The following is a 13904-nucleotide window of genomic DNA, read 5'->3' on the forward strand; positions in this document are numbered from 1 at the left end:
ACCCGAAGGCGACAAGCAAGCTATGAGCCAGACACCGAGTGCTCAGGATCCAACCACCGCAACCGCGGCACAGTCACCCTGACACTGACGCTCAAGCTAGCCGACGCCGGTGGACCCGGCGGCGGTGCGCCGGGGCCGGGCGGTCCCGGCTGAGGTCGCCGGTGTCGGCGGCTGCGTCTAGAGTCGGATCCGTGCCGACGCAGACCCAAGCCGTACGAGCCGCCGCCCGGAAGGCCGCAGCAAAGAAAGCGACCGCGCCCGCACCGGAACCGACCGGTCCCCGGTTGCTGCTGATCGACGGGCATTCCGTGGCATACCGGGCTTTCTTCGCGCTGCCGGTGGAGAACTTCTCGACCAAGACGGGCCAGCACACCAACGCCGTGTTCGGCTTCACCTCGATGTTGATCAACGTGCTGCGCGACGAGCGACCGACCCACGTCGGAGTCGCCTTCGACGTCAGCCGGCAGACGTTCCGGACCGAGGCGTACGCCGAGTACAAGGCCAACCGGTCCAAGTCGCCGGACGAGTTCAAGGGCCAGGTCGCGCTGATCCGGGAGGTGTTGGACGCGCTCAACATCCGCTACGTCGAGAAGGACGGCTACGAGGCCGACGACATCATCGGCACCCTGGCCAAACAGGCCGAGGACCAGGGCATGGAGGTGCTGATCTGCAGCGGTGACCGGGACTCCTTCCAACTGGTCGACGAGCGGGTCACCGTGCTCTATCCGCGCAAGGGCGTCTCCGATCTTGCCAGGATGACGCCGGAGACGGTGCTGGAGAAATACCTGGTGACCCCTGCCCGGTATCCGGAACTGGCGGCACTGGTGGGGGAGTCCAGTGACAACCTCCCGGGCATCCCCGGAGTCGGTCCGAAGACCGCGGCCAAGTGGCTGGAGACCTACGACGGCCTGGAGAATGTGATCATCCACGCCGGTGAGATCAAGGGCAAGGCCGGTGACGCGTTCCGGGAGCGGATCGCCGACGTCCAGCTGAACCGGCAGATCAACGCCCTCGTCTGCGACCTGGAGCTGCCCATCGGGGTCGACGAGCTGGAGCGCCAGGACTGGGACAGGGAGGCGGTGCACCAGCTCTTCGACGGGCTGGAGTTCCGGGTCCTGCGGGACCGGCTGCTGGAGTCGCTGCCCCAGCACGACGCAGAGCCCGAGGGCGGCTTCGACCTGGCAGGTGAACTGCTCGAGCTGGGGCGGCTCCGCGAGTGGTTGGCAGAGCACGCCGGTGTCGGACGGGTCGGCATGGCGCCGATCGGACACTGGGGTTCGGGTACCGGCGACATCACCGCGGTCGCACTGGCCGCGGGCGACGGTGCGGCGGCCTACGTCTCGACCACCGACTTCACCCCCGACGACGAACAAGCCTTCGCCGAATGGCTGTCCGATCCGCAGCGGCAGAAGGTGATCCACGACGCCAAGGGTCCGCTGCTGGCCCTGTGGGAGCGTGGCTGGGAACTGCATGGACTGGTCTCCGACACCCAGTTGGCCGCCTACCTGGTACGCCCGGACCAGCGCACCTACCAGCTGGACGATCTCACCGTCCGCTATCTGAAGCGCGAGCTGAAGATCGACGTCGCCGAGCTCGAGGTGTCCGGGGACGATCAGGACCAGCTGGCGTTGGAGTTCGAATCCGACGATGATCATCAGGGCATCGCCGATGCGGCGATGGTGCAGGCCCGCGCCGTGGTCGATCTTGCCGCCGCTCTGGACTCCGAGATCGATGATCATGGAGGCACCAAGTTGTTGCAGGAGGTCGAGCTGCCGCTGCAACGGACCCTGGCCCGGATGGAGCGGACCGGCGTGGCGATCGACGTCGATCACCTGGAGGCGCTGGAGTCGGAGTTCGGTTCGGTCGTCGAGGAGGCGGCACAGGACGCGTACTCGGTGCTCGGCAAGGAGATCAACCTGGGCTCGCCCAAGCAGCTGCAGGCGGTGCTCTTCGATGAACTCGGGATGCCCAAGACCCGGCGCACCCGGACCGGTTACACCACCGACGCCGATGCGCTGCAAGGTCTCTTCGTCAAGACCGAACACCCGTTCCTGGCCCACCTGCTCAAGCACCGGGACGCGATCCGGCTGAAGCAGACCGTCGAGGGCCTGCTGTCGGCGATCTCCGACGACGGCCGGATCCACACCACCTACATGCAGACGATCGCTGCGACCGGCCGGTTGTCCAGCACCGACCCGAATCTCCAGAACATCCCGATCCGCACCGAGGCGGGCCGGCGGATCCGTGAGGCGTTCGTCGTCGGCAGCGATTACCAGGCGCTGCTGAGCGCCGATTACAGCCAGATCGAGATGCGGATCATGGCCGACCAGTCCAAGGACTCCGGACTGATCGAGGCGTTCAACTCCGGCGTCGACTTCCACACGGTGACCGCGTCGCGGGTGTTCGGGGTGGCTGCCGATGACGTGACACCGGCGCAGCGGGCCAAGATCAAGGCGATGAACTACGGCCTCGCCTACGGGCTGAGCGCGTACGGCCTGAGCCAGCAGTTGGGCATCGAGGTGTCCGATGCCAAGGGGCTGATGGACGAGTACTTCGAACGCTTCGGTGGAGTCCGCGACTATCTGCGCTCGCTGGTCGACGATGCCCGCCGCACCGAGTACACCGAGACGATCCTCGGCCGGCGGCGATACCTGCCCGATCTGATGAGCGACAACCGTCAGCGCCGCGAGATGGCGGAGCGGATGGCGCTCAACGCGCCGATCCAGGGATCGGCGGCCGACATCATCAAGATCGCGATGCTGGACGCCGAACGGGCCATCGACCAGGCCGGGATGAAGTCGAGGATGCTGCTCCAGGTGCACGACGAGTTGATCTTCGAGATCGCGCCGGGGGAACGGGACGCTCTGGAGTCGCTGGTGCGCGACAAGATGGGGCATGCGGTGGAACTCGCCGTTCCGCTGGACGTGTCGGTCGGCATCGGCCGGTCCTGGTTCGACGCAGCGCACTGACTTTTTCGTCCCGCCTGGGTGCCGCTGCCGCGATCTTGTCCGGGTGGGTTGCGTTCCGGGGGCCATCCCCCTGGCCCCCGCCTTGGTGCGTCCGAAACCAGCCAGACTCGCCGGCTCCGTTCCTTCGCGGCGGCTCCCCACCCCTTTGCCGCACCGGCTATTGCTTCCTGCACCTGGTGTACGTGGTGCGGGATGCAGCAGGCGGTGCGAGAAGGGACGTGGGGTGGGGAGCAGCCGAGCTGCCGAGCTGGCGGTATTGCGTTGCCTGCCCATGGCGGCGCGGGCACGATGGCCCAGTGGCTGAGCACGATCGCGGTTCCGCACCAGTACGGCTCCTTGGGCTGAGCCATCCGCGCCCGCTGGCCGGGGGCGTGGCGAGCCCGAGCGTCGTGCGCGCCGACTGGTCGGGCCGGGACGTCGTCGTCAAGCGGACATCACCGGCGGAGCTGGCGGTGCTGCGGTTGTTCGCTGACCTTGATGAGCCGATGCTGCCGCGGCTGCTGGCATCCGGGGTCGACGGCGGCGGGCCGTGGATCGTGATCCCGTTCCACGACGGTCGGGCGGTGGATCTGATGGGTGAGCCTCCGGCCGAGGTACACCACCGCATGGGTCGGTTGCACGCCCGGTTCCACGGCCGCACCGACCGGCTCGCCGATGCCCTCGAGGTCATCGATCCGGCCTTCGTACGCCGGGGTCTCGCCGAGTTCGGCACCGAGCAACTGCGCCGGGCACGCGACGTGATCGGTGAGTCCCTGTACGCCCGAGGCTGCCGGCTGCTCGCCGCGCTGGCCGACGACGAGGCCTTCTGTGCCGCCGCGGACGGCTTCGACAGAACCCTGCTGCACGGCGATCTGTACGGCCTCAACGTGCTGCAGCCGTCCGGCCGGGAGCCGTTGCCGCTGATCATCGACTGGGGCGCCGCCCGGATCGGTCCGGCGATGTTCGATGTCGCGATGACCACCGGCTACGACAGTGCGGGACGGCGGGCGCACGACCGCGGCTGGGCCGAGATCAGCGGTGCGGAACCCGATCCGGAGGAGAACGAACTCGCCCACGCCTGGTCGACTGCCTTGATCAGCGCGATGTTCGCCGGCACCGTGGCGGCCCGGTCCTCGGCCGCCGACGGCGAACAGTTGATCATCGCCGCGGAGGATTCCGTGCAGAGGTTCCGCCGGCTGCACGCCGTCCGTCAGACCAGCGCGCCCTGTGTGTCAGGGTCCTGACGAAGTAGCCGTTCACGGCGCAGCTCACCCAGTCTGACCAGCACCACACCGCCGACGATCGCTGCCGCACCCACGAACTGCAGCGCAGTCGGCAGTAGCGCCAACAGCAGACCCATCCAGATGATGGCGAAGATCGGTTCGCTGTAGCCGGCGAAGCTGGCCACCGTCGCACCCAGTCGTCGGGCACCGGCGATGCCGAGGACGTACGGAACGACCGTCGCGATGACGATCAGGGCGGCGATCATGATCGGCATCGGCCATCCGCGGCCGGCCATCGCCGCCGGGCCGTCGCGGATCCGGAACGGCAGCACCCTGATCGCTGCCGCGATCGCCAACAAGACACCGCCGATCCCGAGCCCGAACCCGGCCAGCGTGACCGGAGGAAGCCCGTGGGTCTGTGACGCCGCCGACGCCCAGTAGACGGCGTTCCCGACGGCTGCCACCAGAGCGAACAGAATGCCCAGGGGGATTCAGCTGGGCCGAGCCGATGACACCGGAGACCAGTACGAGTCCGACCACGGCAACGCCCGCTCCGGCCAGCGTCAGACCGGTCGGTGCCCGGCGAGTCCTGGCCCAGCTCCAGAACACCAACAGCACCGGTCCGAGGAACTCGATCAGCAATGCCAGTGCCGGCGGGATGAACTGCACCGCGCTGAAGAACCCGAGCTGGGCGAAGGTCACCGCGAACACGCCGAAACCCAGCAGCTGCCAGCGCGCTCGCAGCAGCGTCCCCCAGTCGCCGCGCAAGGCGCGCAGAGCCGGGACCAGGAGGATCAGGGCGGCGCCGACGATGCGCACCGTGGTGACCGCACCGGAGGACCAGCCGCTGTCGATCAATGAGCTGGCGAACATCCCGCTGAGCGCGAACGTCGCAGAACTGGCCAGCGCGATGGCGAGCCCACTGCTGCGACGTACTGGCATGGAATCTCCCGGTGGGACGAGGTCCGCGGTCAGCCCGAGGGGCGCCGCCCACGGTAATGACCAAAATGATGTTAGGTCATAACCTAATGGGTAGGATGGCGCCGTGCCAGTGCCTTTCGAGTCGCGGACAGCTCTCGAGGTCGCCCGCGTCCTGGGCAACAGCGAGATTGCCGGACGGGCGCTGGACACCCCAGCGCAACTCGATGTGCTGCTCGCTCCGTGGCCGTACTCGGGGCGTCGCGACCACGATGCGGCGGAGGCGCGCGCGGTCGCCGGTCTGCGCCACCAGTTGATCACGCTCTGGGATGCCGAGCGCGATGCGACCGCCGACCTGGCCAATGCGATCCTGGTCACCCACGGGACCGCACCCCAACTGGTACGCCACGACGGCACCGACTGGCATCTCCACGCCGTGGCGCCCGACCAGCCGCTGGCTGCCCGGATCGCCGTTGAAACGGCGATGGCGTTCGTGGATCTCGTCCGGGCGGGTGAAACCGACCGCTGCCGCCGATGCGCGGACCAGACCTGTCTGCATCTGTTCTTCGACGAGTCCAGGAACCGGTCCCGCCGGTTCTGCTCGACCCAGTGCCAGGCGCGGGTCAACGTCGCCGCCTATCGGGCCCGCCGGACCTAGCGTCGGGAAGCCCCACCGGCGTCCGGTCCGGCGTCTCCACCTGCACTCTCCACCCGAACGTCCACCCGCGGTTGGTGGGCAGCGGTCGCCGATTCTCCAAGACTGGATGACAGCACCGAACCCCCAACGAACCGGACCCGGAGGTCTGTCAGATGTCGACCCAAACCCTCTTGACCATCGGCCTCGGCCTTTGCGTGTTGATCTTCATCTCGATCCGGCAGATGCGCTGGCAACAGCCGAGCCGACAGATGAAGATGCCGCTGATCCTCGGCGCGATCGGCGTGTTGCAGGCCGCCGGCAGCTGGAACAGCGCGCTGTTCAGCAAGCTCTCCCTGCTCGATGTGGCTCTGGTCGGTGTCGAACTCTGCGTGGCCGTCGTCGGTGGCTGGCTGATGGGCAGGCTGAGCGAGGTCGCGACGGTCGACGGCAGCACCCAGACCCGCCTGCGGCCCGCCGGCCTCGCCGTCTGGCTCGGCTTCATCGCTCTGCGGGTCGGCATGGCGGCGGTCGGCGGTGTCCTCGGTGCCACGCTGGCATCGAACACGGCGGTCATCCTCTTCGTCGTCGCCATCGTCAAGGGCGTCCAGGTGCTGGTCGTCCGGGAGCGGATCAGCCGCCACGAGCTCTCCGGCGCCGACAACCGCGTCGACACGGTGGTCGGTTCGTAGGATCACCCACGTGGACCAGGCCCGACACGGGTGGGCGGCGATCGTCCAGCGGCTGAACAGTAGCGGCATCACCAGCGGTGTGTTGCTACGGCTGCTGATGGCGATCGCCGCCTCCTGGTATTCCGTGGCACTCGGGGTCTTCGCCCGTTCCCCGGCGGAGACGGTCCTCGTGGCGGTCGGATTGGCGGGTCTGTTCGCGCTGGTGTTCGCGGCATGGACCGACGACGCTCCGCGCTGGTCCTATCCGTTGGCAGCGCTGCTCTGCGTGCTCGGTGCGCTGATCGCCGCGTCGACCAACTTCACCGGCTGGTTCATCTTCGGCATCGGTTGTGTCGTTGTCGTCGGCCGGCCCCAGGCCCCGTATCTGCTGACCGCATTGGGCTGGGGCGTCGGTGCTGTCACCCTGGTCGCGCTGCAGGTGCGTCAGGAGCCTGACATCGAGACGCTGATCTGGAACTCGATCGGAGTTGTCGGGGTGCTTCTGCTCGGCATCACCCGGCGGCAGGCGGCGCTCCGCAGACAGCAGCAAGGCGAACTGGTGGAACGCAGCAGACAACTCCAGCAACGCAGTCTCGAGCTGATCGAGCAGACCGAGCGGACCCGCGCCGAGACGGCACGGGCCGCCGCCCTCGAGGAGCGCACCCGCATCGCCCGGGACCTGCACGACCTGCTGGCCCACGCACTGGGTGGGTTGATCGTCCAGCTGGATGCTGCGGAAGCGGTGCTGGGCGCGGGCGGTGACCGGGATCAGGTGACGGCCCGGCTGCGATCCTCGCGGCAGCTCGCGGTGGAGGGGCTGCGGGACGCCAGAGCGGCAGTCCGGGAACTCCACTCGGCCGGGCAGCCGGAGGTTGCCAACGTGGCCGACGCGGTGGCGGCGGTGATCAACGGCCCGGTGGGGATGCAACTGGGGCTGTCGTTGGATGTCGTGGGGGAGCCGTACCCGATCCCGTACCCGATCGCCCAGGCATTCGCCGCCGTGGCGCGCGAGGCGACCACCAACATCAACAAGCATGCGCCGGGTGGCCGCACCGCCGCCTCATTGATCTTCGAGGACCGGTCGGTACGCCTTGAGGTGATCAACGAAATCACCGACCAGCACGACGCGATGGCGGAACTCGCGCAGAGCGGCGGCGGGTTCGGGCTGGACGGCCTGCAGCGGCGGATGACTGAGGTCGGCTGCGCATTCCGGGCCGGTGCCGAGGGTGGACGCTGGGTGGTCAGCGCCGCCTGGCAGCGGGCCGACAACGAGGAGGAACGGGCGTGACAGGGGAAATGAGACGGGACGTGTCGGTGATCGTCGCCGACGACCAGGACATCGTCCGTGACGGCCTGGTGACCGTACTGTCCCTGGTGGACGGCATCCACGTCGCCGGGTCAGCGAGCAACGGCCAGGAGGCGTGCGAGCTGGTCGAGGCCACCCATCCCGACGTCGTGCTGATGGATCTGCGGATGCCGGTGATGGACGGAGTGGCGGCAACGGCCAGGATCCTGGCTGAGCATCCCGGGACCGGTGTGCTGGTGCTGACCACCTTCGACGACGACGCATCGATCGCCGGCGCGCTGCGGGCCGGAGCCCGCGGCTATCTGACCAAGGACGCGTCGCGGGAGGATATCGCCACGGCGATCCGTTCGGTCGCCCGCGGTCACGCGACCTTCGATCCTCAGGTCTCGGCCCGGCTGGTCTCCGGCCTGCGGCCACTCCAGCAGGTGCCCGAGGACTCTTCGGCACTGGCCGACCTCACGCCGCGTGAGCGGGAGGTCCTGGCGCTGATCGGCGACGGTCTGAACAACACCGAGATCGCCGACCGGCTCTTCATCAGCGCCGCGACGGTCAAGACCCACATCAACAACCTGTTCAGCAAGCTCGGTCTGCGTGACCGTGCCCAGGCCGTACGGTTCGCCAACGACCTGCGCTGACCTCAGGCGTCGTACCGGCCGCCGACCTCGGCATGGGCGAAGTCCTCGCCGGTGTACTCGTGGCGCTCGACGATCACCAGGAAGTTGCCCGAGTTGTCGCGGGCGACCGCTTCCACGCCGTACGGTCGGTCCGACGGCTCCTGAACGAACTCGACACCTCTGGCGCTGAGTTCCCGGAACGTCTCCTGGCAGTCGGTGGTGGCCAGCCCGACCCCGTGCAGCACTCCCTTGTCCAGGGATCTCCTGATGTAGGTCGCCGATTCCGGATCCAGCGGCGGACCCGGGACCTGCAGATTCACCTCGAGTTCGGGATGGTCGGGATGTGCGACGGTGGCCCAGCGGTAGCCGTCGCCCAGCGTGATGTCGCTGGTCACCGTGAAGCCGAGCTTGTCGGCGTAGAAGCGCAGGGACGCGTCGATGTCGTTGACCCAGACACCGACCAGGGAAACTCCGGAGATCATGTTGGCAACGCTAGGCCACCCGAACCGGTCAGGGCTTCTCGGAAATTGCGGAGCCGTACCGGTCCTGGAGGCCGATCATCAGCAGGAAGCAGCCGGGGATCATCGGTGCGCCGGTGCGGGCATATCCGGCCTGGTAGGCCGACGGACCGACGCCGACCAGTTCGGCGAACCGACTGCTGAACGAACCGAGACTTTCGTAGCCGACGAGATGGCAGACCTCGGTCACGGTGAGGTTCGTCGCCCGAAGCAGGTCCTGGGCCCGTTCGATCCGCCGCCGGGTGAGGTACTGCCTGGGAGTCTGCCCGTAGGTCGCCGCGAAGCATCGCAGGAAGTGATACTTCGACAACCCGGCGACGCCGGCGACTTCGTCAAGGCTCAGATCGCGGGCGTACTCGCGGTCCATCAGGTCGCGAGCGGCGCGAAGTCCGGGTAGGAGATCGGCCGCAACCGGTACGCCCATGGCCCGGCTACCTGGAGTCTGTCCGCCAGCTGAAGGCCTCCTGCCACCAGTCATCGTCCTCGGCCCAGGACCGCAGCGTGTCCAGGGCCGCATCGGTGACCGGCACTGTGGCGATCCGGGTGACACCGTCGTCGGTCAGCTCGATCTGCCAACCGGAGTCCCTCCGGCGGGCCAGCGCTGACCGGCCGGGCCAATCGGCGCGGCGGAGGACCACGTACGCCGTGCACTCCTGGAGTCGGCTCAACAGCGTGTCCGGGCCGACATCGGTCAACTCGAGGCCCGAATCATCGATCAGATCGTAGGACGGCACGCCTCGATTGTGCCAAGCCGGTCGTTTCCGGCGGGAATGCCCCGGGCTGCCTCAGGGTTCTCCCTGAAGCAGCCTGATCGAAGCTGAGCGGAATTGACCGTCTTCACGGCTCAACGTTAGGCTGTAACGTCGCTGTGGTCTGCGCAGACCTCGGACCGAGGAGGCCTCGCTCCGAGCCGCACCAGTCGCGGTTCGGGAAGCCGGTCGCAGCAACACCGTACAACTCACTACATCCACTATCGGAGCCCTACTACATGACGTCCTCCCTTGAGGCAGCCCCACAGGTCGCCGTCGACGACTTCGAGTCGCCGGAAGCTTTTCTCGAAGCGGTCGACAAGACCATCAAGTACTTCAACGACGGTGACATCGTCACCGGAACCGTTGTCAAAGTCGACCGGGACGAGGTCCTGCTCGACATCGGTTACAAGACCGAAGGCGTGATCCCTTCCAAGGAACTCTCCATCAAGCACGACGTCGATCCCCACCAGGTGGTCAGCGTCGGTGATGAGGTCGAGGCCCTGGTCCAGCAGAAAGAGGACAAGGAAGGCCGCCTGATCCTCTCCAAGAAGCGGGCTCAGTACGAGCGCGCCTGGGGCACCATCGAGAAGATCAAGGAAGAGGACGGTGTCGTCACCGGCCAGGTGATCGAGGTCGTCAAGGGCGGCCTGATCATCGACATCGGGCTGCGCGGCTTCCTGCCGGCCTCCCTGGTGGAGATGCGCCGGGTCCGCGACCTGCAGCCGTACGTCGGCCAGGAGCTGGAGGCCAAGATCATCGAGCTGGACAAGAACCGCAACAACGTGGTGCTGTCCCGCCGTGCCTGGCTCGAGCAGACCCAGTCCGAGGTTCGCCAGAACTTCCTCACCCAACTGCAGAAGGGCCAGATCCGCAAGGGTGTCGTGTCCTCCATCGTCAACTTCGGCGCCTTCGTCGATCTCGGCGGTGTGGACGGCCTGGTGCACGTTTCGGAGCTTTCCTGGAAGCACATCGACCACCCGTCGGAGGTTGTCGAGGTCGGCCAGGAGGTCACCGTCGAGGTGCTTTCGGTCGAGATGGACCGCGAGCGGGTCTCGCTGTCGCTGAAGGCGACCCAGGAGGATCCGTGGCAGGCATTCGCCCGGACCCACCAGATCGGTCAGATCGTGCCGGGCAAGGTCACCAAGCTGGTGCCCTTCGGTTCGTTCGTCCGCGTCGAGGAGGGCATCGAGGGTCTGGTGCACGTCTCCGAGCTGGCCGAGCGCCATGTGGAGATCCCGGAGCAGGTCGTCCAGGTCAGCGACGAGGTGATGGTCAAGATCATCGACATCGACCTGGAGCGCCGTCGGATCTCGCTGTCGCTGAAGCAGGCCAACGAGAGCGTCGACATCCACGCCGAGGAGTTCGATCCGACCCTCTACGGCATGGCCGCCAGCTACGACGACCAGGGCAACTACCTCTACCCGGAGGGCTTCGACCCGGAGACCGGCGAGTGGCTCGAAGGTTACGACGAGCAGCGGCACGCCTGGGAGCAGCAGTACGCCGAGGCACAGGCCCGCTGGGAGCAGCACAAGAAGCAGGTCGCCGAGGCGGAGGCCGCCGACGGCGCCGCCGCGGAGGCTCCGGCTTCCTACTCCTCGGCAAGCAACTCCCGGCCGGCTGCGGTGACGCCGCAGGTTCCCGAGGGTTCGCTGGCTTCGGACGAGGCGCTGCAGGCGCTCCGCGAGAAGCTCACCGGAGGCTCGGCCAACTGATCAGCGGCTGATCGCCGTGAACTGATCGGTCGGCGGCCCCGCACCACTTTCGGTGCGGGGCCGCTGCCGTTCCCGGGATTCGTAGCCGGGCGACCTCGTGCCCGCGATCTAGTACCCTCCGACCATGGCGCGCTTCCGGATCGGTCTGACAGGGGGGATCGCGTCCGGGAAGACGACGGTCGGACAGATTCTGGCCGACTGCGGAGCGGTGATCATCGATTCCGATCTGCTCGCCCGGGAGGCGGTCGAACCCGGGACCGACGGCCTGGCGCAGATCGTCCGGCGGTTCGGGGACCGGGTGATCTCCGACGGTCGGTTGGACCGGGCCGAACTCGGGCGCATCATCTTCGCCGATGCCCGAGCCCGGCGCGATCTCGAGGCGATCATCCATCCCGCGGTCCGGCGCCGGGCAGCCGAACTCGAGACGGCCGCCGGTCCGGATGCCGTCGTCGTCCAGATGATCCCTCTGCTGGTCGAGACCGGTCAGCAGGACCGGTTCGATGCGGTCATCGTTGTCGACGTTCCCGAACACCTGCAGCGGGAACGGTTGATGGCCCGCAACCGGCTGTCCGCCGAGGAGGCGGACGCCCGGATCGCGGCCCAGGCGACCCGCGACCAGCGCAACGCGGCGGCGACCGTGGTGATCGACAACAGCAGCCCCGACCGGGAAGACCTGCGGCAGCGGGTCGAAGCGGTCTATCGCGAGCTCATCGGCGAGACTCCACACCAGCTGGGAAGTTGCTGCTGCGACTGACCAGCACGAACTTCCCAGGCGAGCCGTGTTGCCGAGTGAACCCTCGATGGGGAAACCTATGTCGTGCTTCGGGTGCCGGATCGGTCTGGTCGGGTACCCACGATTGCCAGGAGGTGCCCGTGAGCTGTCAACGGTGTGGTGCGCAGACACCCGATGTCGCGTACTTCTGCCAGGTCTGTGGACTGGACCTGCGCAGCGGCGACACCAGCCGGCGGAAGTCGTTCGCCGTCAAGCCGGACGAGCCGGTCGCCTCCTTCAACCTGATCTCGACGATCATGCCGCGCGGCGCGGGACAGCGGCCGCAGACCTATCGGATCGCGCTCGGGATCGGCATCGTGGTCGCTCTGGTGGCCGCCATCTTCGGCGCGCTGCCGGTCGCGATCCTGGTCGCCGCCTTCACCATTCCGATCGTCTACATCGTCTATCTCTACGACGTGAACCTCTGGGAGGACGAGCCGGTCCTGGTGACGGTTGCGGCCTTCCTGCTGACCGGCGTTCTGGCGCTGGCCTTCACGATCGGCTGGACCCGGTTCCGGCCGGCCGTGGCCGAGCCCCCGGTCTTCGGCGGCGGTACGGCGACCGGGCCGGGACTGTCGGGGTTCCTGCTCGCGGTGATCGCGGTGCCGATCATCGCTCAGGTGCTGACCCAGCTCGGACCGGTCTACCTGGCCAGTCGCCCGAAGTTCGACGATCTGATGGACGGTCTGACCTTCGGTGTGATCTCCGGTGTCGCATACTCGACGTTCGACACCCTGGTACGGCATTCCGCTGCTCTGTTCGGCGGGCTGGGCAGCAATGAGGATCCGGCGACCTGGGTTGCGTTGATCTTCCTCGAGGGTCTGGTCAAGCCGTTGATCATGGGCACCGCGGCCGGCATCGCGGCCGCAGAGTTCTCCGGTCTGGGGCGCGGCTACGACGGGTTCACGCTGCGTTACGCGCGCGGCTTCGCCGAGGCGGTGCTGGCCAACATCGCCTACGCCGCCGGCGCCTACCTGTTCTCCTATCTGAGCGGGTCGAAGGGTGTCATCCTTACCCTGCTGTGGGGCGTGATCATTCTCGGCGCCCTCATCCTTCGGGTGCGCAACGTGTTGCACACCGGCCTGATGGAGGCAGCGCTGGAGGCGGCAGCCCGGAGCGATGCAGCGATCGGTGCGGCCGGGGAGCTGCAGTTCTGCGCGGTGTGTGAGATGCCATTGGTCGCCGGAGCGGCCTTCTGCAATGCCTGCGGAACCGCCGTGCGGATCGGGCCGCGGAGTCATGTGGAACCGGCTGCGGTCGGCTCGGCACCACCCTCGGCGACAGCCGGACCTCCACCGGGCCAGTCCTCCGGGCCGGCACCGGCCATGCTGGCACCCGGCGCGCCCGAACCGCATCCGTCCTCCCAGCCGACACCACCCAAGCCGGGCCGCGGCAACCGAACGGGAACCGATCAGGAGGGTCAGGAATGAGTACCGGTCCCTGGGACCAGCAGTCGGGTCGGCCCCAACCCGGTCAGCAACCCGGTCAGCAACCCGGTCAACCCGGTCAACCCGGTCAACCCGGCCAACCCGGCCAACCCGGCCAACCGTGGCAACCGGCACAGCAGGGCTCCTGGCAGTACGGCGGCCCGCAGCAACCGCAGCAACCGTACGGGCAGCCGCAGCAACCGTACGGGCAGCCGCAACAGCCGTACGGGCAGCCGCAACAGCCGTACGGGCAGCCGCAACAGCCGTACGGGCAGCAGCCGTACGGGCAGCAGCAGGGCTGGGGCGCCCAACAACCCGGCCAACCACCACGCCCGCAACCGGGTGGCCAGGGCGGCGGCTACGGAGGATACGGAGGATACGGCGGCGGCCGGGCCGGTGGGCAGGGGCC

General features: G+C 67.9%; 14 protein-coding genes and 1 pseudogene. 9 read left to right on the forward strand and 6 right to left on the reverse strand.

Annotation, left to right across the window (positions count from 1 at the left end; translation table 11 throughout):
• Positions 1–191: 191 nt before the first annotated feature.
• Both polA and GJV80_RS02975 read left to right on the forward strand, forming a co-directional pair.
• Positions 192–2969 carry a DNA polymerase I gene (gene polA, locus GJV80_RS02970; protein WP_154686624.1) on the forward strand — a complete coding sequence of 926 codons (2778 nt, stop codon included), beginning with the start codon at positions 192–194 and terminating at the stop codon, positions 2967–2969.
• A gap of 296 nt (positions 2970–3265) precedes the next feature.
• On the forward strand, positions 3266–4192 hold the full coding sequence (locus tag GJV80_RS02975) for an aminoglycoside phosphotransferase family protein (protein ID WP_195909130.1): 927 nt from the start codon (positions 3266–3268) through the stop codon (positions 4190–4192).
• Here the strand turns inward: GJV80_RS02975 and GJV80_RS23565 are convergent.
• On the reverse strand, positions 4159–4662 hold the full coding sequence (locus tag GJV80_RS23565; protein WP_370518885.1) for an EamA family transporter: 504 nt from the start codon (positions 4660–4662) through the stop codon (positions 4159–4161). The two genes, GJV80_RS02975 and GJV80_RS23565, sit on opposite strands and share 34 nt — an antisense overlap.
• Before the next feature lie 85 nt (positions 4663–4747).
• Positions 4748–5113, reverse strand: a pseudogene (locus tag GJV80_RS24900) (EamA family transporter); the annotation flags it as partial.
• Between the two features lie 103 nt (positions 5114–5216).
• On the opposite strand from GJV80_RS24900, the gene GJV80_RS02985 reads away from it, so the two are divergent.
• From GJV80_RS02985 to GJV80_RS03000, 4 genes are all read left to right on the forward strand, one after another.
• On the forward strand, positions 5217–5747 hold the full coding sequence (locus GJV80_RS02985) for a CGNR zinc finger domain-containing protein (RefSeq protein ID WP_154686626.1): 531 nt from the start codon (positions 5217–5219) through the stop codon (positions 5745–5747).
• Positions 5748–5899: 152 nt separating this feature from the next.
• Positions 5900–6415 carry a hypothetical protein gene (locus GJV80_RS02990; protein ID WP_154686627.1) on the forward strand — a complete coding sequence of 172 codons (516 nt, stop codon included), beginning with the start codon at positions 5900–5902 and terminating at the stop codon, positions 6413–6415.
• A gap of 10 nt (positions 6416–6425) precedes the next feature.
• A complete protein-coding gene (locus GJV80_RS02995; protein WP_154686628.1) occupies positions 6426–7682 on the forward strand; it encodes a sensor histidine kinase in 1257 nt (418 codons plus the stop codon).
• Positions 7679–8335, forward strand: a complete 657-nt coding sequence (locus GJV80_RS03000) for a response regulator transcription factor (RefSeq protein WP_154686629.1) — start codon at positions 7679–7681, stop codon at positions 8333–8335. Before GJV80_RS02995 ends, GJV80_RS03000 begins: the two co-directional genes overlap by 4 nt.
• Positions 8336–8337: 2 nt before the next feature.
• Here the strand turns inward: GJV80_RS03000 and GJV80_RS03005 are convergent, their stop codons facing one another.
• From GJV80_RS03005 to GJV80_RS03015, 3 genes are read right to left on the reverse strand one after another with little or no spacing between them, the layout of a single operon-like run.
• The gene (locus tag GJV80_RS03005) at positions 8338–8796 is read right to left on the reverse strand and encodes a VOC family protein (protein ID WP_154686630.1); all 459 of its coding nucleotides are present in this window, start codon (positions 8794–8796) and stop codon (positions 8338–8340) included.
• A gap of 28 nt (positions 8797–8824) precedes the next feature.
• Positions 8825–9256: a helix-turn-helix transcriptional regulator gene (locus GJV80_RS03010; RefSeq protein ID WP_154686631.1), complete on the reverse strand. Its 432-nt coding sequence runs from the start codon at positions 9254–9256 to the stop codon at positions 8825–8827.
• A 7-nt stretch (positions 9257–9263) separates the two neighbouring features.
• Positions 9264–9566, reverse strand: coding sequence for a hypothetical protein (locus GJV80_RS03015; protein ID WP_154686632.1), 303 nt, complete (start codon positions 9564–9566; stop codon positions 9264–9266).
• Positions 9567–9820: 254 nt separating this feature from the next.
• On the opposite strand from GJV80_RS03015, the gene rpsA reads away from it, so the two are divergent.
• From rpsA to GJV80_RS03030, 3 genes are all read left to right on the forward strand, one after another.
• Positions 9821–11296 carry a 30S ribosomal protein S1 gene (rpsA, locus tag GJV80_RS03020; RefSeq protein ID WP_154686633.1) on the forward strand — a complete coding sequence of 492 codons (1476 nt, stop codon included), beginning with the start codon at positions 9821–9823 and terminating at the stop codon, positions 11294–11296.
• 124 nt (positions 11297–11420) lie between these two features.
• A complete protein-coding gene (gene coaE, locus GJV80_RS03025; protein WP_154686634.1) occupies positions 11421–12050 on the forward strand; it encodes a dephospho-CoA kinase in 630 nt (209 codons plus the stop codon).
• Between the two features lie 119 nt (positions 12051–12169).
• Positions 12170–13498 (forward strand): PrsW family intramembrane metalloprotease, encoded by a 1329-nt coding sequence (locus tag GJV80_RS03030; RefSeq protein ID WP_195909131.1) that lies wholly within the window; start codon positions 12170–12172, stop codon positions 13496–13498.
• Here the strand turns inward: GJV80_RS03030 and GJV80_RS03035 are convergent.
• A complete protein-coding gene (locus tag GJV80_RS03035) occupies positions 13489–13809 on the reverse strand; it encodes a hypothetical protein (RefSeq protein WP_154686635.1) in 321 nt (106 codons plus the stop codon). The two genes, GJV80_RS03030 and GJV80_RS03035, sit on opposite strands and share 10 nt — an antisense overlap.
• Positions 13810–13904 lie beyond the last annotated feature (95 nt).

This window comes from Microlunatus sp. Gsoil 973 (assembly GCF_009707365.1).
GTDB lineage: Bacteria > Actinomycetota > Actinomycetes > Propionibacteriales > Propionibacteriaceae > Microlunatus.

Excerpts from the sequence above, each read along its gene's own strand:
- GJV80_RS02990 (WP_154686627.1), top strand. The coding sequence starts at position 5,900 with ATGTCGACCCAAACCCTCTTGACCATCGGCCTCGGCCTTTGCGTGTTG.
- GJV80_RS03005 (WP_154686630.1), bottom strand. The coding sequence starts at position 8,796 with ATGATCTCCGGAGTTTCCCTGGTCGGTGTCTGGGTCAACGACATCGAC.
- GJV80_RS03010 (WP_154686631.1), bottom strand. The coding sequence starts at position 9,256 with ATGGGCGTACCGGTTGCGGCCGATCTCCTACCCGGACTTCGCGCCGCT.
- rpsA (WP_154686633.1), top strand. The coding sequence starts at position 9,821 with ATGACGTCCTCCCTTGAGGCAGCCCCACAGGTCGCCGTCGACGACTTC.
- coaE (WP_154686634.1), top strand. The coding sequence starts at position 11,421 with ATGGCGCGCTTCCGGATCGGTCTGACAGGGGGGATCGCGTCCGGGAAG.